Below are 16,618 nucleotides of genomic sequence, written 5' to 3'. Positions count from 1 at the left end.
TTCCTTATTTAAACCGGGCCCTCATAACGACTCAGCGGAGTAAAAGCCATTCCCGCCATGGCCAGCTTCTCTGTGTGCCGTAAAGGATTGCCGCTTGCTTCCAGCGCGCCCCGCAGCCGTCCTTCGCTCTCGCCGGTTTCCCGGAATTCGTACAGCGGGTTCAGCTGCACTTCTCCGTCATTAAGCCCGACAACCTCGCTGATCTCCGTAACCCGCCTCGAGCGGTCGCGCAGCCTCGCCAGATGGACAAAAATGTCGATGGCCGAGCTGATCTGCTGCCTAACGACGGCAACCGGAAGATCGGCGCCGCTCAGCACCATCGTTTCCAGGCGGCTGACCATATCGCGCGCGCTGTTGGCGTGGCCGGTGGATAACGATCCGTCATGTCCAGTATTCATCGCCTGCAGCATATCGAGCGCCTCTGCGCCGCGCACCTCGCCGACGACGATCCGGTTGGGACGCATCCGCAGTGACGAGCGGATCAGATCGCGGATGGTGATTTCTCCCCTTCCCTCCGTGTTAGCGTTCCTGGTCTCCAGGGACACCAGGTTAGGCACGGTCACAATTTGCAGCTCTGCCGAATCCTCAATTGTAATAACTCTCTCCTGCGGAGGAATGAACTGGGATAATGCGTTCAGAAAGGTCGTCTTGCCCGAGCCCGTTCCGCCGCTGATAAAAATATTGTATTTAGCGGCTGCGAGCGTCTTCAACAGATCGGCCGCTTCCTGGCTGATGGCTTCCCGGCGGACAAGATCATCCATGGTCATCGGCGACTCGGGAAACTTTCGGATCGTCATCGCCGGACCCTTCAGCGCGACGGGCGGGAGCACAATATTGACCCGCGAGCCGTCTTTTAAGCGCGCATCGACAATCGGTGACGATTCGTTCACTACGCGGTTGACGTCGGAAACGACAATCTGGATAATATCCTCCAGCCTGTCTGCCGATTCAAACGCCAGCGACAGGCGGCGGATCTCCCCTTCCTCTTCGACAAAAATATCTTCGTGGCTGTTAATCATAATCTCGCTGATGGCCGGATTGTCCACGAGCGGCTGAAGCACATCCAGACCCCGAAAGGAATCGAACAGTCTGCGGACAAGCGAACGCTTCTCCTGGGCCGTTAACGATCGCAGCTCTTCCCGCTCAAAAATCGTCTTTTCAATATGCGAGATCAGCTCGCCGTTTCCCACGGAGGAGGTCACATCCAGACCCGAACGTATATCGCTGCGAAGAGCCCGGAATAGTTCGTCATTCATGAATTTTCCTCTCCGCCTGACTGAGGCTTAAGAGGAGGCATTCCCGTAATTATTCCGCATAGCTTCTGGATGCCGCGCTGGAACAGCGGTGAATTGAGACTTAGCTCCCCTCTATTGGGCAGATTCCAGGAGGAGATGTAGGGCAGCAGGACATCGGGCTCTATTCCCTCACTGGAAGGTAACTGCGGGGCATTCTCCCTGGCGAAATTTACTGCAAACAGGCTCTTGCCGGACAAATCAGCCTTCATCCCGGAATGCGGAGAAGTGAAGTGCGACAGCCACTTTCCTGTTTTGTAGACGCCCATCTCGTCGTCCCGAAGCACCCAAACCAGACGCCTGCAGCATTGCAGCACCGCCCCGGCGCGTTCTTCCCCAATGCTGCCTGTATCGACGATGACGATATCATAGCCGCCGTCCCCGGCCAGCAGTTCCATCAGCTCCTGCGCATCCCCTGCGCTCATTTGCAGCATTTCCTTAACATTGCTGACAGGTCTGAAGGTATCGCAGTGCAGCGCGTCCAGTCTTACAGCATAGCGTCTTATGCCGATTTCCGAAGCATGCCCTTTATCTTTGGAGGCTTGGATCTCGTACAAAAGCCGCTCCAGACCCGGACCGTTGCCCCAGGAAGGATGCAGAAACAACCCGCTGCTGTTCACCGTCTCAAGATTTAGATAAAATACGGACAACCCTTGGCACCCAAACTGCTTGGCTAAGTTCATCGCGACCGTCGTTTTGCCGCTGCTGCCGCTTCCCGACACAACTCCAAGCAGCAAAGTGCCTTCACCCAAACCGGAAGCTGTGCGGTGCCGCTGTACTTCACACAACTGAAGCATGGAGGACAGCAGCGCCGGCAGCGCTTGGTATTTTGCAATCCGTTTGCCGCCTGCAGCACTTTGATTCTCCGTGAACGCCGCGCCGCCGGCTTCCTCCAGAATCGCCCAAGGCACCGCCGCCCGGCCCCCAACGAGCCACGCCTCGATGAATGCGGGATCGCCGACAACCGCGTCAGGCGCTTCTCCGCCCTTCATGTACTCGGTAAAAATATCCATTCGGCTGAACGCCTTAATATTCAGCATTTCGCCATACTCGCTGTGGTGTATATAGTGCAGCAGCGGTTCGATATACTGGGTTTCACGCACGGCGAGCACGATGTTAGCGGCCATAACCTTCCCCCTTCCTTAACTTCCTCGTAATTTACTTATAAGAAGACAGCAAAAAAGCACCGCCAATAACCGCGACAAACGGTTAATGAACGGTGCTTCCGTCACTATTCCTATAATTTACAGCTATACTAGCATATTTATTGGGACACGGCAATATTTAAAAATCGAGATAATTGAGTCGGCCATCTTGTTCGTTTCCCTAGCCAGCAAACGTACAACGTGAAGGGGATCACACTACAAAAACCGCCCCCGGATTTCCGGCGTAGGCACAAGGCAATGATCATCGCGGCCGAACCAGCGGTAGCGGTTCTTCGCCACATACCGGTACAGCTTGTTGCGCAGCGGAGCCGGTACGGCAATAAACAGATAAACGGCCGGCCAGGGAAAGCGAAGTCTGCGCAGAATACGGAGAGCAGCAGCCGATTCCGTATAATACCTTCCCTTCTCTATCAGCACTACCGTATCCAGCCGATGAGCGTCCAGCCCGCCCTTTTCCAGCAGCTTACGCCCGATGTCGCTCTGCAGTGGCGCGAAACGAAAACGTCCTTCCGGATCACGGGGAATAATGAAGGTCGTGAGCCACCCGCATAAATGACAGACGCCGTCGATCAGAACGATGGATGCCTCTTCGGTGTCTGCGTTTTTTTCGGGCACTTCCGCTTTTGACCACTCTTTCATCTTCGACGATTCCTTTGCTTTTTCCCGTTCTTCCATCTTTCCTTGTTCTTCCGGTATCTCCTGATCGGTGAATTGCGTTCTTCTCACATCAGCCATCCGGCTCCCCTCCTTCCTTCATTACTCTATCTTTCCCCGTTTTAAGGCAAAACAAAAACGCGGGAATCTTCCCGCGCCTCCAGGTTCCTGTTCGCTGCCGTTACTCGGCAGTGGTCTTCTCAATCCAGTTGTCACCGATCATTTGATCTTCCAAGTCTCCGGTGAACGCCTCCATGCATTTACAAATGAAGTCCTTGCGGCAAATCGGGCAGGGAGTCTTCAGAAGCCGGCTGATGTTCGTCATTCTCCATTCAGGAAACCGATGGTAGAACGCACGGCATTCCGTTCCGTCAGCAAGCTTAATTATAAATTCATACAGCCCTTCCTTGTCGTTGCTGCTGGCCTTCGTCACGTTCGTGATTACCGGTTTATAAGACATGTTCATCACCTGTTATTTTAAATTTTGGCTGATCCAATGTGTAAATGACCGTATATTCAGATACTTAGACATCTTAAAGAATTTTAGGGGGGATGTCAACCAAAGCGAGGATGAGTTTGAAGCTGAGATTAATGAAGGAAAAAATCGGGATTATCGGCCTGTGATCAAAATCTCCAGAAACGCTATGGCAACGAACGCGAATTCCGCTGTCTTTTCTACTCTAATCATGTCTAATTATATATAATAATAATGAATATATGCTAAATGTCATAACAATTTTTATCTTTTTATATCAAAATGTAAAAAACTTAGGCTTTCAAGCTGGTTTCAGAAACATTCAGAAAAAAGGAGGCTGAAGGATGAACGCAAAAATGACACAAACTTCCGAAATGTTGGGTCAAACGACGAATTCCTCCGGCAAACGCAGACGGGTGATCCGAATCGTCCTGACCGCCGGACTGCCGATTGCCGTGCTGCTCCTCTCCTTCACACTCGGACGTTACAGCGTCTCGCTGTCCCAGATGGCGGATATCTTCCGGGCCCGCCTGCTCGGACTGCCCGACCCGGGACCGGATTCTGTAAGCACCGTCCTGTTCAATGTGCGCATTCCGCGAATCGCCGCCGCCCTGCTCGTCGGCGGGGCCTTGGCTGCCGCCGGAGCTTCGTACCAAGGCTTGTTCCGCAATCCGATGGTGTCGCCGGATATTCTGGGCGCCTCTGCCGGGGCGGGATTCGGCGCGGCGCTTGCAATGCTGCTGTCGCTTGGCCCGGCAGGCATTCAACTGCTGTCCTTCCTGCTCGGTATTGGAGCGGTGGCGCTGACCTACTCCATTGGATCGCTTGTCAGCCGCAGAGGGGGGGCGGTGCTTTCCCTGGTGCTGACAGGGATCGTCATTTCCACCGTGTTCGGCTCGTTCACCTCGATTATTAAGCTGGCCGCCGATCCCGACAACAAGCTTCCCTCCATCACCTTTTGGCTGATGGGCGGCTTATCTCTTGTCGGACTGGATGATTTGGCCATCCTTGCCCCGCTCGTGTTCATCGGTTTGACACCGCTTCTTCTGCTTCGCTGGAAGCTGAACGTACTGTCTTTTGGCGAGGAAGAAGCCCAGTCGCTCGGTGTCAATACGGCCAGAATCCGCATCGTCACCATCATATGCTCCACCCTGCTGACCGCCGCAGCAGTATCCGTCAGCGGCATGATCGGCTGGGTAGGTCTAATCGTGCCTCATCTCTCGCGTATGGTCGTCGGGCCGAACTACAAAGTGCTGCTGCCTGTCTCCGCGCTTTATGGCGCAACCTATCTGCTGCTTGTCGATGATATTGCCCGCAGCGCGCTTACCATGGAAATCCCGCTTGGAATCCTGACTTCCCTGATCGGAGCTCCCTTTTTCATTGTGCTGCTCCTTACCGGAAAAAGGGGGTGGGACTGATGCTCGAAGTCGAGAATCTCTCCTGCGGTTATGGCAGTCAGCCAATCGTCAAAGAGGTTTCCTTCTCGGTTCAGGCCGGGGAGATTATGTGTCTGCTCGGTCCCAACGGCGCAGGCAAAACAACCTTGTTCAAGACCTTGCTGTATTTTCTGAAGCCCTTAGGGGGAACAGTCAAAATTAAAGGGCAGAGCACCGAAGGATGGTCCAGACAAATGCTGGCCCGTTCCGTTGGCTACGTCCCCCAGGCGCACGGCGCCCCTTTTCCATTCAGCGTCTTCGATGTGGTCACCATGGGCCGCACCGCCCATCTCGGACTGTTCGCCTCACCGAGCTCCAAAGACCGGAGCATTGCCGATGAGGCCTTGCAAATGCTTCAGATCACTTATCTTCGGGATCGAATCTATACGGAGCTGAGCGGAGGAGAGCGGCAGATGGTCCTGATCGCCCGGGCGCTGGCGCAGCAGCCGGACATCTTGATAATGGACGAGCCGACATCCAATCTGGACTTCGGCAATCAGATCCGAATGCTGGAGCAAATCCGGCTGCTTAGCAATCGGGGAATGACGGTAGTCATGACGTCGCATTTTCCGGATCACGCCTTTTTATGCTCAGACAGAGTGGCGCTCTTGCGCCGCGGGCTTCCTTTCCTGGCAGGATCTGTGAAGGAGGTGGTAACATCCGAAAATTTGAAATCCGCATACGGCATCAATGTCGAGATTGCGGAACTTACCGCCGCCACAGGACAGAAAGTGAAGACATGCGTTCCGCTTATGCGGACGGGAAGTCAAATGCTTGAGGAGTTGTCTTAATCGCACTTCATCATTCATAGTTATAGGAGGTACTATCATGCAAAAAAGATTCAATGAAAAAAGCTTAGTAGCGTTCATACTATCGGCTGCACTAGTCCTGGTTCTGGCGGGATGCGGAAGCAATAATACAAATGGAAATAACGGTGACACCGGAACCGCGGCATCGCCGGCAGCCTCACCTCAGGCGGCCTCCTCGCAGACAGCCGATACAGGCAAGACCATTACGGACACCGACGGACGTCAGGTAACAATTCCCTCGCAAATCAATACAATTGCTGACGCCTGGCCTGCTCATAATGAAGTCGTGACGATCCTTGGAGCCGGCGGCAAAATCGTGTCCACCATTTCTACGCCCAAGTCGGTCCCTTGGCTGTACAAAGTAAATCCGCAGATGAAAAATGCCGTGACCGCCTTCACCAAATCAGAAGCTCAAATGGAAGAGGTGCTGAAGAACAAGCCTGACATAGCCTTTGCGTCAACCGGTTCTCCGCTGATTCAGCCTCTGGAGAATGCCGGAATTCCCACAGTGACGCTGAACTTTACGAATTTCGACGAGATGAAAGAATGCTTCCGGCTGACGGGAGACATTCTTGGGGAAGATGCGCGTACCCGGGCCGATTCCTTTATCAGCTATCTGGATGGCAAGCTCGAACAGATAACGGCTGTAACTTCCAAAATTCCCGAGTCGGATAAGCCTAAGGTGCTGCATATACAGTCCCTGTCGCCGCTTCAGGTTGACGGTAAGGACACGATGATCCAGAACTGGATTGAAGTAGCTGGCGGCGTCAATGCCGCTCAAGAGATTAGCGGCAACATGAAGCCGGTAAGTCTGGAGCAGATTGTTGCCTGGAATCCGGATTATATCATGATCGGCAGCGGCCTGACGGATACCGACCACATCATGGACGATCCTGCATGGAAGACACTGAATGCCGTTAAGAACGGCCATGTCTATAACAACCCGAGCGGCGCTTTCCTCTGGGACCGTTACGGCGCAGAAGCTGCGCTGCAAATCCAATGGGCGGCCAAAACGCTGCATCCTGATCTGTTTCCTGACCTGAACATCGTCCAAGAAACCGTAAGTTTCTATAAGCAGTTCCTGAATTACGACCTCACTAATGACGAAGCGCAGCTGATTATTGACAGCAAACCGCCGGTAGAGTAACAACGGTTGTAACTTCAGTCGTTCAGAAATTCAAAAAAAGACCCGTTTTCGCATCATCAATGCGGAGACGGGTCTTTTATTTATGCAGTCTTCAATAGTTTCATCAGCCACCTTAGCGAAGGAATTACTGCCGGCTCATTTCCAGTACATTAAGCTCCACCTCGATATTTCCCCTCGTCGCTTTGGAGTATGGACAGAAATCATGGGCTTTCTTCGCCAAATCCTCCGCTTGGTCATGGTCAACATCCGACATTTTTACATCAAGCCGTACGGACAGCTTGAATCCTCCGTCGCTCTCATCTTTGCCGATGGATACGTTCGACGTAACCTCCACATCCTGAAGCTTGACGCCTTCCTTACGGGCAATAAAGGCCAGCGCGCTTTCATAGCAGGCGCCGTATCCCGCAGCAAACAGCTGCTCAGGATTCGTGCCCGTTCCTCCCGAACCACCCAGCTCTTTGGGCATGCTCAGATTATGCTTCAAAGCGCCGTCGGAGGATTCAAATGAGCCTTCACGTCCGCCGCGAACCGTTGCGGTAGCCGTATACAATGCTTTCATGAATATCGTCTCCTTTATAATCCAATTTTTACCCTGACACTACCTTTTATTAAACTTGAGGCGCGATTTGAAACGGGAAATTACAAAAAATTTTAAATTTTCTCAAAAGGTCTTGATTCTGCTTGTAAATTGTTTAAAATTAAATTGTGATAAATATATTATAATATAGAGGAGGACCCCATTCATGAGCGTTTATGATTTCCATGCTAACACTCTGCGCGGTCAGGAAGAATCGTTATCCAAGTATAAAGGCAAGGTGCTGCTTATTGTGAACACGGCCAGCAAGTGCGGCTTCACCCCTCAATACAAAGGTCTCCAAGAGGTCTACGAAAAATTCAAGGACCGGGGCTTTGAGATACTCGGCTTCCCCAGCAACCAGTTTGCGGCGCAGGAGCCCGGCAGCAGCGAGGAAATCCAGGAGTTCTGCCAGCTCAACTACGGCGTCTCCTTCCCGATGTATGAAAAAATCAATGTTAATGGCGACAGTGCCCATCCTTTATACAAATATTTAACGAAGGAAGCTCCCGGCGCCCTCGGCTCCAAAAGCATAAAGTGGAATTTCACCAAATTCCTAGTCGACCGTGAAGGACGTGTCCTGAAACGCTTTGCCCCGACGACGACACCGGAAAATATAGAAGATGAAATTAAGACACTGCTTGATTGAATAACGGTACAGCCGATACTCCCCCGGGAAAAAGAAAAAAGGATTGCGCAGCATCATAAATTCTGCACAATCCTTTGGTTTAACCAATCAGCAGCGATCTGGCGGCTCTCCTGCCATGCTCGCTAGTTCCACTGCCTCTCTTCGCTCTATTCCTCGGGAAATAATTCGGTTGAAATATACCGTTCGCCGGTGTCCGGCAGTAGAACGACGATGTTCTTGCCGATGTTTTCCGGCCGTTTGGCCAACTGATAGGCGGCAAATGCCGCGGCCCCAGAGGAAATTCCGACAAGCAGCCCTTCCTTCCTTGCCAGTCTTTGCGACGTTGCAATCGCTTCTTCATTCTTTACCGTGATGATCTCATCCACTACAGCCCGGTTGAAGTTACCTGGCACGAAGCCTGCACCGATGCCCTGAATGGCATGAGGACCCCGCTGTCCACCTGACAGAACAGGCGAGCCGGACGGCTCCACAGCGACGATCCGCACCTGCGGGTTACGCTGTTTCAGAACCTCGCCGACTCCCGTGATCGTTCCGCCGGTGCCGACGCCGGCGACAAAAATATCCACTTTTCCATCGGTATCATTCCAAATTTCTTCGGCCGTAGTCTTTCGGTGCACATCGGGGTTGGCTGGATTCTCGAACTGCTGCGGGATATAGGAATTGGGTATTTCTGCGGACAGCTCTTGCGCCTTGCGGATCGCGCCAGCCATGCCTTCCGAAGCCTGGGTCAGCACCAGCTCCGCCCCGAGCTGTTTCAGAAGCTTTCGACGCTCCATGCTAAAGGATTCCGGCAAAATAATAATCAACCGGTAGCCCAGTGCCGCCGCCACAAAGGCAAGACCGATACCGGTATTTCCGCTGGTCGGTTCGATAAGGGTCGTATCTTTGTTAATGAGCCCCTTGTCTTCGGCATCCTTGATCATAGCGTATCCGATCCGGTCCTTCACGCTGCTCGCCGGATTGAAATATTCCAGCTTGGCCAGAATGTTCGCAGCCGCGCCTTCCTCTTTGAAGCTGGACAGCTCAAGTAGCGGCGTATTCCCAATCAGTTCGGTCAAGTTCTTAACGATCTTCCCCATTGTGCATTGCCTCCATAATTAGATTTTTCAAATTATAGCTTTCATCTATTCCCATGCAAACACTCGGTATTAAGAGCATACCGGAAATCCCATCACTTGTAAAATCGCATGTGCAGAAACAAAAAAAAGCCTTGCTGCGCAAGGCTTCTTTCTATATGCGGTAGAGAGGACTCGAACCTCCACGGGCGTACGCCCACTACCCCCTCAAGATAGCGTGTCTGCCATTCCACCACTACCGCGCGGTGAATCATTTTTTGAGGCCAACACAAGTTATTATACTCGCTTCTTCCCCAAAAGTAAAGCTAAATTATTCGGGAAGCTGATCTTCCTGTTTCCGTCTGCGATATTCGGTAAAAGCGAGATATTCCTTGATAAACTCCTTTTCCTGGGGCTGCAGTTCATCGATATGGCAATTGGATTGCCGTATTTGCTCAAAAAAATAATCCTCGCCTCCTTCGCGCAGTATGGACGAGGAAGTCTTGCCCAAGATGAGCCAGTCCAGACTGACGCCAAAAAAAGCGCCGATTTCGATTAATTTATGCGTTCCGGGCGTCGACTTGCCCCGCTTCCAATCTCCCATATTTCCTGTGCTGATGCCAAGCTGCTCACAGAACGCTTTTTTGGTCATGCCTCTTTTCTCAATCAAAAGTTCAATTCGATCATAAATGGACTGCATTTCCAGACCGCCTTCCGAGATGATAAAAAATAACGTAAATAAGTCATTTTTTATTGTAAAATGACGTAAAAAAGTATATAATTGACTAATCTTATGCTTTAGCCCATTATATCATACGGCTGGAATGTCGATAAGAGGTGAGCAAGATACGCACTAAAAAGCCCATAACCCCTTACGGATGGACAATCAAGCAGCGCCTGGCGGAGATGATGCTGAGTCAAAAAGACTTTTGCCAAATGCACGGCATACCGCCCTACCGCCTATCCAATCTAATTCACGGAACGCGCAGCGCCCTGCGGTACCGCCGGCAGGTGAACCAACTGCTGGATATAGCCGCGGACATAACGTGTGAAGTGCGAAATGACTGAGTATTCTTTTTATCTGCTTAATCTTAGTATCCCATCCTGAAATCTGTCAAGGAGCGATCCCTTTGTCCAACAGCGCCTTATCCCTTGCTACCCGATTGATAAACTCTCTGCCGGGCATCGCACTGGCTGTCGACAGACATGGATTGATCGCTGCTGCGAACGAACCATGGAAGAGCTTCGGTATCGCTTCGGGTCTTTCCACGAGCTTCGAATGGACGGGGACAGACTATTTTGAAATGATGCGTGAGCTTGTTCTTCCACCGGACTCAATGCTGGAGCTAACCCAGGCCGTCCATTCCATCTTCTTGGAGGAACGGCTCGTTTACAGCGGCAGGTTTCCCAAACCTCCTTCCCTGAAGGGAAGAAAATGGTTTCAAATTGAGGCCTTTGCCATACCTGAAGAAACCAAGCGCTCGATCTCTTTTGTTCTGCTGTCCCACCGCTTTATTTCTCACGCCGCAGACCCGCACCAGGACGAGCCACCGGCCCATACACTTAATCGGAAGCCACATCATTATCTGCCGGTCTGCGCTTCCTGCAAATCCATCCGTAAGGGCAGCGAATGGATTCCGGTAGAACGTTTTCTGAAGCAGGAACTACATACCGAACTAACTCATGATATCTGTCCCGAGTGCATTGCTCAGTTGTATCCCCAATATCCAGGCGCATTGGAACGGTTGGCTGATTAACGCTGTAAACGGCGTGTCCCTCTCTCCGCCCAAATTCACGACAAATTTCCGACCTCCCTCGAAAGTTCCCTCTATACAAAAAAGAACCCTGATCTCTCAGGATTCTTCCTTGACTATTATGCGGTAGAGAGGACTCGAACCTCCACGGGCGTACGCCCACTACCCCCTCAAGATAGCGTGTCTGCCATTCCACCACTACCGCTTATGGTGACCCGTAGGGGATTCGAACCCCTGTTACCTCCGTGAAAGGGAGGTGTCTTAACCCCTTGACCAACGGGCCATGATTTAGTTTCACAACAAAAATGATTATAGCAAATCCAAGAGCATCTGACAAGAACTATTTTTCAAAAAAATACGGCGGCTTGCCCCATGGATGCAAACCGCCGTATACGCCCCCCTCCGCCCTTCCCGCGGAGATAGGCAGAAAATCCAATTCCCCCGGCATATTGGCTACCGCATAATGAACAACCCCACGCTTGGTATAGGTCGGATTCTCGTGAGTGGTGATCCGGTCAATGGTCTCTATCGAGCCGCAAGATAGAAGGATAGCCGCCCCATTGACAAATGGAGCGGCATCCTATGCGGCTAAGCGATATTTGGAAGTGAATTGTCTGTTGCGAAAGATAGATCAGATCAAATTACCATTATCCTCAGCGCTGCATTTCTGTTGGCTTACGGATTAACCTTGGTTTCGAAGGTTTGCTTGCCGCCAACGAATTTCAGTACGACAGCCGCTTTAACCGGGTCATGCGATTCGTTCATCGAAATTTTGCCAGTAGCCAGCTGCAGATCCTTAGTCGCTGCCAGGGCGTCTTTAATCTTGGCCGGTTCAGCCGCTCCTGCGCGGGTAATGGCATCAGCTACCAGCTTAACAGCGTCATAGCCAAGGGCTGCCATGCCGTCCGGTACTGCGTTGCTGTTGGCCGCTTTGTAGGCGTCAACGAAGCTCTTAACTTCTGGAGCGGTATCTTCCGGCGAATAGTGGTTAGACATGTAAGTGTTGTCCAGAGCTGCCGCGCCTGCGATTTCAGCCAGCTGCGGAGAATCCCAGCCGTCGCCGCCCATGAACGGAGCCTTAATGCCCATTTCGCGTGCTTGTTTCAGGATTTTGCCTACTTCTTCATAGTAGCCCGGCAGGTAGATAACATCCGGGTTAGCTGCTTTAATACGTGTCAATACGGCTTTGAAGTCAGAGTCTTTTTGTTGGTAAGACTCTTTGCTCAGGATTTGTCCGCCGTTCTTTGTGAATGTTTCTTCAAAGAATGTTTGCAGACCTTTAGAGTAGTCACTGGACGTATCCGTGTAGATAACAGCCGTTTTGGCTTTAAGCGTGTTGCTTGCAAAGTTAGCCATAACCTGTCCTTGGAAAGGATCGATAAAGGAAGCGCGGAATACCCACTCGTTCACTTTTTTGGTACGCTCGTCAACCGTTACTTTCGGGTTGGTGGCAGAGGAGCTCACGAGCGGAATTTGTTTCTCCTGGGCAACCGGTACGATACCCAATGTGTTGGTGGAAGTCGTTGAGCCAATGATCGCTACAACTTTGTCGGTGGTAATCAGCTTTTGCGCAGCTTGCGTTGCTTCTTCGGATTTCGAGGCGTTATCGGCTTCAACTAACTCCAACTTCTTGCCGAGTACACCGCCCGCATCGTTAATTTCCTTAACTGCCAGTTGAGCGCCTTTTAGAGCAGAGTCGCCGAAGGAGGCTTGGCCGCCTGTGAGCTCAAGGTCAGCTCCGATTTTGATTGTGTCTCCAGCAGAGTTGCTGCCGCTTGCGGAATTTCCGCTGTTCTCTGTGTTGTTGCTGCCGCAGCCTGCTGCCAATACGGCAGTCAGCACTGTCGACAAAATAATGGCCCCGATTTTTTTCATTGTTCTCCTTGCCTCCCAGATAATTTAATTTATATGTTGTTTCTGTGATGCCCTGATTAGGAATAGCCGTGTTAGTGCCCAAGATAAGCCATTTTGATTTCTTCCGAATCCGCCAATTCCTTGGCGTCTCCTTCCAGTACGACTCTGCCGGTTTCCAGCACATAAGCACGATGGGCGATTTTGAGCGCCTGATGCGCATTTTGTTCAACCAACAGCACGGTCGTTCCGGCTGCGTTCACTTCCTGGATGATCTTGAAAATATCCTGCACCAGAAGCGGAGCAAGTCCCATGGACGGTTCATCCAGCAAAAGCAGCTTCGGGTGTCCCATAATGGCGCGCCCCATAGCGAGCATTTGCTGTTCGCCGCCGGACAGCGTTCCGGCTTGCTGCTTCTTGCGTTCCCGAAGACGGGGGAAGGTGCTGTACACCTTCTCAAAATCAGCAGCCAGGCTGCTGGAATCCTGCAAATAAGCTCCGAGTTCCAGGTTCTCCTCTACAGACATATTTGCGAATACGCGCCGACCTTCAGGGCAGTGAATCAATCCCTGCTTGACTATCCCCTGCACGCTCTGGTTCGTAATGGATTTCCCCACAAATTCAATACTTCCCGTCTTCGGCTTAAGCAATCCCGAGAGCGTCTTGAGAAGCGTCGATTTGCCGGCGCCGTTGGCTCCGATGAGCGTAACGATTTCTCCCTGATTGACATTGATGCTGAGGTCCTTCAGGGCGTGAATGGCTCCGTAGTAAACATTGATTCCTTGTACTGTAAGCATAGCCTTTACGCCTCCTGTCCCAAATACGCTTCGATAACTTTGGGATTGCTCCGGATCTCGGACGGTGTGCCATTTGCAATCAGCATCCCGCGGTCCAATACGTAAATCCGGTCGCAGACACCCATAACCAGCGACATATCATGCTCGATCAGGAGAATCGTAAGGTCGAATTCCTTGCGGATCCAGGCGATGAGATTCATTAAATCATGCGTCTCGTTCGGATTCATACCGGCTGCCGGTTCGTCGAGCAGCAGCAGCTTCGGTCCAGCCGCAAGAGCCCGCGCGATTTCCAGACGACGCTGGTTGCCGTAACTGAGATTACCAGCCAGTTCCGTACTTTGATCGTCAAGATTAAAAATCTTTAGAATATCAAGCGCCTTCTGTGTAATCTCATCTTCACCCTTGAAATGATTCGGCAGACGAAGCATGGAGGTGAACATCGAGTGTTTGGCGTGCTGGTGAAAAGCGATCTTGACGTTATCCAGTACTGTCATTGCAGTAAAGAGGCGGATATTCTGAAAAGTACGTGCCGCCCCTTTGCGGTTAATCCGGTACGGCTTCATACCGCCGACGGATTCATTACCCAGTATAATACTGCCTGTCGAAGGAGGATATACGCCGGTCAGCAGATTGAACAGCGTCGTTTTACCTGCACCGTTCGGTCCGATCAGACCAATCAGTTCACCTTTATTAATATGAAGAGAAACTTCGCTGAGCGCCTTGAGTCCCCCGAAGGAACGGCTGGCTTTCTTAACATCAAGAAGCACTGCTGTCGCTGATGCCGCCATTTGCCTTCGCCTCCTTTTTGCCGAACTTCTTGAGAGAAAATTTCGTGCTTCCAAGCAGACCGCCCGGACGGAAAATCATCATCAGAATCAGAACGATCGAATAAATAATCATGCGCCATTCCGGGAAATCCCGCAGGTAAGTATACAGCAGGGTTACGAAGACGGCGCCGACAATCGAGCCGGCCGTGCTGCCCAGTCCCCCGAGAACGACCATAACGAGAATTTCGAACGACTTCAGGAAGTTGAAGCTGCCCGGTGTAATAACGTAGAACGTATGAGCTGATAGTCCCCCCGCCATTCCGGCAAACAGGGCGCCGATTGTAAATGCGATGATTTTGTACAGTGTCGTGTTGATACCCATAGCTTCAGCCGCAATCTCATTCTCGCGAATGGCGATACAGGCCCGGCCGTGAGTGGAACGGATAAAGTTATTGATCAGAACAACCGTAATCAACGTGAAGAAGAACATGATGGTCCATGTCGTCTTCGCCGGAATCCCGCTGAGGCCCGAAGCGCCGCCGACGTATTCCGTGTTCAGCATAATAATCCGGATGATTTCCCCGAAGCCAAGTGTCGCGATTGCCAAATAGTCACCATTTAGCCGCAGTGTAGGCATTCCGATAAGCACTCCGCAAACCGCCGCCACCAAACCGCCAATAATAATTGTAAGAATAAATGGAACATCATAGTCAAGCGTCAAAATGGCCGAAACGTATGCGCCAACGGACATAAACCCCGCATGCCCGATAGAAAACTGTCCGGTAATCCCGTTAATAAGGTTGAGTGATACCGCCAGCATAACGTTAACGCAGATCAGAAGAAACATCGATTTGTAAACATCATTAAGAGTTCCCGTTGTTAGCAGAATTTGTACAACCCCATATAAAACCAAGGCAAGGACAATGCTCAGCCAGAATTTTTTATTTATCTTCACGCCGTTCCCCTCCTACACTTTCTCCCGGACATTCTTGCCGAACAGCCCGGATGGTTTAAAGATAAGGATCAGGATCAATACGGCAAAGGCCACGCCGTCACGCCAGGAGGAATATCCGAGCGAGGAAATTTCTGTCTCTACCGTACCCAGCAGCAAGCCGCCAACAAGTGCGCCCGGAATGCTTCCGATGCCTCCAAGCACCGCGGCGACGAACGCTTTCAGTCCCGGCATAACGCCCATCAGCGGGTCAACGGAGTTGTAGGTCATACCAAAAATAACACCAGCCGCAGCCGCAAGCGCCGAACCGATGGCAAAGGTTGCCGAAATAGTACGGTCTACGTTGATCCCCATCAGACGCGCCGCTTCCATATCGAACGATACCGCCCGCATCGCTTTACCGGTCTTGGTATAACGTACGATGTATTGCAAAATAATCATCAGAATAATCGTTGTAATCAAAATCATAACCTGGTTCGATTCCACCTGGATGGAAGTTCCGAACAATTGGTACTGCTTCTTCGCCATAATGTCAGGGAAACCTTGAGCTTGCGGCCCAAGTACGAGCACCCCGGTATATTCCAGCAAAAAGGATACGCCGATTGCCGTAATCAGCGCAGCAATCCGTGTGGATTTGCGCAGCGGCTTGTAGGCAAGACGTTCAATTGTGATGCCAAGCAGCGCACTGACCGTCATGGAAAAAATCAGAGATATGATCAGGACCAAAACCGGTGGAAGCCCTGCCGATGCCAGATATTTAGCACTGAACAGACCAATAAACGAACCAACCATAAACACATCCCCATGTGCAAAGTTGATCAGCTTAATGATCCCGTAAACCATGGTATAGCCCAAGGCGATCAGCGCATAAATGCTGCCTACGGAAATCCCGTTAATTAACTGCTGAATAAAATACTCCATCGCCATCCCCTTTTCCCTTTTTCATTGTCAATCCCTCTTCTCTCTTTCACTCTTTCTTTTTAATGATGTTACCTATATTAACATATGTCCTTTTTTTCGTCACTAAGATTTTGAGGGGTTCCAAGAAATTTCGAATTTCAGTGTTACAATTACTAACCTTATTGGTAATAATCATGTTACATAATATAACTTAAATCGAGAAAAACGGGGGGAAACGGCGTAATACAAAGAAAACAGAAGGTATAAATATGTGGAATATATTTCCCCAGGCAAATAAAAAGCTTTATTATGTAACAATTAATATAACATTTTTCACTTT

Annotated in this window: 18 protein-coding genes, 3 tRNA genes and 1 pseudogene; 6 read left to right on the top strand and 16 right to left on the bottom strand. The window is 51.1% G+C overall.

The window, feature by feature from the left end:
• Nucleotides 1–8 precede the first annotated feature (8 nt).
• From PDUR_RS06905 to PDUR_RS06890, 4 genes are all read right to left on the bottom strand, one after another.
• Complete coding sequence (locus tag PDUR_RS06905; protein ID WP_042205626.1) at nucleotides 9–1,256, bottom strand: TadA family conjugal transfer-associated ATPase; 1,248 nt, start codon at nucleotides 1,254–1,256, stop codon at nucleotides 9–11.
• Nucleotides 1,253–2,419 carry a P-loop NTPase family protein gene (locus tag PDUR_RS06900; protein ID WP_042205625.1) on the bottom strand — a complete coding sequence of 389 codons (1,167 nt, stop codon included), beginning with the start codon at nucleotides 2,417–2,419 and terminating at the stop codon, nucleotides 1,253–1,255. The genes PDUR_RS06905 and PDUR_RS06900 overlap by 4 nt, the downstream gene beginning before the upstream one ends.
• Before the next feature lie 234 nt (nucleotides 2,420–2,653).
• Nucleotides 2,654–3,193 (bottom strand): thiol-disulfide oxidoreductase DCC family protein, encoded by a 540-nt coding sequence (locus PDUR_RS06895; RefSeq protein ID WP_330217244.1) that lies wholly within the window; start codon nucleotides 3,191–3,193, stop codon nucleotides 2,654–2,656.
• A 100-nt stretch (nucleotides 3,194–3,293) separates the two neighbouring features.
• Nucleotides 3,294–3,572 carry a hypothetical protein gene (locus PDUR_RS06890; RefSeq protein ID WP_025691393.1) on the bottom strand — a complete coding sequence of 93 codons (279 nt, stop codon included), beginning with the start codon at nucleotides 3,570–3,572 and terminating at the stop codon, nucleotides 3,294–3,296.
• A 359-nt stretch (nucleotides 3,573–3,931) separates the two neighbouring features.
• Here PDUR_RS06890 and PDUR_RS06880 point away from each other — a divergent pair, with 359 nt between their 5' ends.
• From PDUR_RS06880 to PDUR_RS06870, 3 genes are read left to right on the top strand one after another with little or no spacing between them, the layout of a single operon-like run.
• A complete protein-coding gene (locus PDUR_RS06880) occupies nucleotides 3,932–5,005 on the top strand; it encodes a FecCD family ABC transporter permease (protein ID WP_156130345.1) in 1,074 nt (357 codons plus the stop codon).
• A complete protein-coding gene (locus PDUR_RS06875) occupies nucleotides 5,005–5,814 on the top strand; it encodes an ABC transporter ATP-binding protein (RefSeq protein WP_233277494.1) in 810 nt (269 codons plus the stop codon). Before PDUR_RS06880 ends, PDUR_RS06875 begins: the two co-directional genes overlap by 1 nt.
• Before the next feature lie 37 nt (nucleotides 5,815–5,851).
• On the top strand, nucleotides 5,852–6,979 hold the full coding sequence (locus PDUR_RS06870; RefSeq protein ID WP_042205623.1) for an ABC transporter substrate-binding protein: 1,128 nt from the start codon (nucleotides 5,852–5,854) through the stop codon (nucleotides 6,977–6,979).
• Between the two features lie 124 nt (nucleotides 6,980–7,103).
• Here PDUR_RS06870 and PDUR_RS06865 read toward each other — a convergent pair whose 3' ends face one another.
• Nucleotides 7,104–7,538: an organic hydroperoxide resistance protein gene (locus tag PDUR_RS06865; RefSeq protein ID WP_042205622.1), complete on the bottom strand. Its 435-nt coding sequence runs from the start codon at nucleotides 7,536–7,538 to the stop codon at nucleotides 7,104–7,106.
• Nucleotides 7,539–7,722: 184 nt separating this feature from the next.
• Between PDUR_RS06865 and PDUR_RS06860 the strand changes: the two genes are divergently transcribed.
• Entirely contained in the window at nucleotides 7,723–8,202 is a 480-nt protein-coding gene (locus PDUR_RS06860) for a glutathione peroxidase (protein WP_042205621.1), read from the top strand.
• 146 nt (nucleotides 8,203–8,348) lie between these two features.
• Here PDUR_RS06860 and cysK read toward each other — a convergent pair whose 3' ends face one another.
• The 3 genes from cysK to PDUR_RS06845 form a co-directional block, all read right to left on the bottom strand.
• Nucleotides 8,349–9,281, bottom strand: coding sequence for a cysteine synthase A (gene cysK, locus PDUR_RS06855; protein ID WP_042205620.1), 933 nt, complete (start codon nucleotides 9,279–9,281; stop codon nucleotides 8,349–8,351).
• Nucleotides 9,282–9,437: 156 nt separating this feature from the next.
• A tRNA-Leu gene (locus PDUR_RS06850) sits at nucleotides 9,438–9,520 on the bottom strand.
• 68 nt (nucleotides 9,521–9,588) lie between these two features.
• Nucleotides 9,589–9,957 (bottom strand): helix-turn-helix domain-containing protein, encoded by a 369-nt coding sequence (locus tag PDUR_RS06845; RefSeq protein ID WP_042205619.1) that lies wholly within the window; start codon nucleotides 9,955–9,957, stop codon nucleotides 9,589–9,591.
• A 146-nt stretch (nucleotides 9,958–10,103) separates the two neighbouring features.
• Between PDUR_RS06845 and PDUR_RS27845 the strand changes: the two genes are divergently transcribed.
• Entirely contained in the window at nucleotides 10,104–10,325 is a 222-nt protein-coding gene (locus PDUR_RS27845) for an XRE family transcriptional regulator (RefSeq protein ID WP_156130671.1), read from the top strand.
• Nucleotides 10,326–10,387: 62 nt separating this feature from the next.
• The gene (locus tag PDUR_RS27180; RefSeq protein ID WP_052410099.1) at nucleotides 10,388–11,014 is read left to right on the top strand and encodes a hypothetical protein; all 627 of its coding nucleotides are present in this window, start codon (nucleotides 10,388–10,390) and stop codon (nucleotides 11,012–11,014) included.
• A gap of 119 nt (nucleotides 11,015–11,133) precedes the next feature.
• Here the strand turns inward: PDUR_RS27180 and PDUR_RS06835 are convergent.
• From PDUR_RS06835 to PDUR_RS06805, 8 genes and pseudogenes are all read right to left on the bottom strand, one after another.
• Nucleotides 11,134–11,216: transfer RNA gene (locus PDUR_RS06835), tRNA-Leu, on the bottom strand.
• Nucleotides 11,217–11,219: 3 nt separating this feature from the next.
• Nucleotides 11,220–11,294: transfer RNA gene (locus PDUR_RS06830), tRNA-Glu, on the bottom strand.
• Nucleotides 11,295–11,450: 156 nt separating this feature from the next.
• Nucleotides 11,451–11,546 (bottom strand): annotated as a pseudogene (locus PDUR_RS29715) (hypothetical protein); the annotation flags it as partial.
• A gap of 140 nt (nucleotides 11,547–11,686) precedes the next feature.
• Nucleotides 11,687–12,886 carry an ABC transporter substrate-binding protein gene (locus tag PDUR_RS06825; RefSeq protein WP_042205618.1) on the bottom strand — a complete coding sequence of 400 codons (1,200 nt, stop codon included), beginning with the start codon at nucleotides 12,884–12,886 and terminating at the stop codon, nucleotides 11,687–11,689.
• 71 nt (nucleotides 12,887–12,957) lie between these two features.
• A complete protein-coding gene (locus PDUR_RS06820; protein WP_042205617.1) occupies nucleotides 12,958–13,659 on the bottom strand; it encodes an ABC transporter ATP-binding protein in 702 nt (233 codons plus the stop codon).
• A 5-nt stretch (nucleotides 13,660–13,664) separates the two neighbouring features.
• Nucleotides 13,665–14,447, bottom strand: a complete 783-nt coding sequence (locus tag PDUR_RS06815) for an ABC transporter ATP-binding protein (protein ID WP_042205616.1) — start codon at nucleotides 14,445–14,447, stop codon at nucleotides 13,665–13,667.
• Complete coding sequence (locus PDUR_RS06810; protein WP_042205615.1) at nucleotides 14,416–15,381, bottom strand: branched-chain amino acid ABC transporter permease; 966 nt, start codon at nucleotides 15,379–15,381, stop codon at nucleotides 14,416–14,418. The genes PDUR_RS06815 and PDUR_RS06810 overlap by 32 nt, the downstream gene beginning before the upstream one ends.
• A gap of 12 nt (nucleotides 15,382–15,393) precedes the next feature.
• Nucleotides 15,394–16,299, bottom strand: a complete 906-nt coding sequence (locus PDUR_RS06805) for a branched-chain amino acid ABC transporter permease (RefSeq protein WP_042209145.1) — start codon at nucleotides 16,297–16,299, stop codon at nucleotides 15,394–15,396.
• Nucleotides 16,300–16,618 lie beyond the last annotated feature (319 nt).

Origin of the sequence: Paenibacillus durus, assembly GCF_000756615.1 — a bacterium.
Classification (GTDB): Bacteria; Bacillota; Bacilli; order Paenibacillales; family Paenibacillaceae; genus Paenibacillus_AQ; species Paenibacillus_AQ durus.
The sequence above is the reverse complement of the archived record's forward strand: the minus strand, read 5'-3'. Positions and strand labels throughout refer to the sequence as shown.

Excerpts from the sequence above, each read along its gene's own strand:
- PDUR_RS06875 (WP_233277494.1), top strand. The coding sequence starts at position 5,005 with ATGCTCGAAGTCGAGAATCTCTCCTGCGGTTATGGCAGTCAGCCAATC.
- PDUR_RS06880 (WP_156130345.1), top strand. The coding sequence starts at position 3,932 with ATGAACGCAAAAATGACACAAACTTCCGAAATGTTGGGTCAAACGACG.
- cysK (WP_042205620.1), bottom strand. The coding sequence starts at position 9,281 with ATGGGGAAGATCGTTAAGAACTTGACCGAACTGATTGGGAATACGCCG.
- PDUR_RS06870 (WP_042205623.1), top strand. The coding sequence starts at position 5,852 with ATGCAAAAAAGATTCAATGAAAAAAGCTTAGTAGCGTTCATACTATCG.
- PDUR_RS06890 (WP_025691393.1), bottom strand. The coding sequence starts at position 3,572 with ATGTCTTATAAACCGGTAATCACGAACGTGACGAAGGCCAGCAGCAAC.
- PDUR_RS06865 (WP_042205622.1), bottom strand. The coding sequence starts at position 7,538 with ATGAAAGCATTGTATACGGCTACCGCAACGGTTCGCGGCGGACGTGAA.
- PDUR_RS06900 (WP_042205625.1), bottom strand. The coding sequence starts at position 2,419 with ATGGCCGCTAACATCGTGCTCGCCGTGCGTGAAACCCAGTATATCGAA.
- PDUR_RS06845 (WP_042205619.1), bottom strand. The coding sequence starts at position 9,957 with ATGCAGTCCATTTATGATCGAATTGAACTTTTGATTGAGAAAAGAGGC.
- PDUR_RS06825 (WP_042205618.1), bottom strand. The coding sequence starts at position 12,886 with ATGAAAAAAATCGGGGCCATTATTTTGTCGACAGTGCTGACTGCCGTA.
- PDUR_RS06860 (WP_042205621.1), top strand. The coding sequence starts at position 7,723 with ATGAGCGTTTATGATTTCCATGCTAACACTCTGCGCGGTCAGGAAGAA.
- PDUR_RS06905 (WP_042205626.1), bottom strand. The coding sequence starts at position 1,256 with ATGAATGACGAACTATTCCGGGCTCTTCGCAGCGATATACGTTCGGGT.
- PDUR_RS06895 (WP_330217244.1), bottom strand. The coding sequence starts at position 3,193 with ATGGCTGATGTGAGAAGAACGCAATTCACCGATCAGGAGATACCGGAA.
- PDUR_RS06820 (WP_042205617.1), bottom strand. The coding sequence starts at position 13,659 with ATGCTTACAGTACAAGGAATCAATGTTTACTACGGAGCCATTCACGCC.
- PDUR_RS06815 (WP_042205616.1), bottom strand. The coding sequence starts at position 14,447 with ATGGCGGCATCAGCGACAGCAGTGCTTCTTGATGTTAAGAAAGCCAGC.
- PDUR_RS06805 (WP_042209145.1), bottom strand. The coding sequence starts at position 16,299 with ATGGAGTATTTTATTCAGCAGTTAATTAACGGGATTTCCGTAGGCAGC.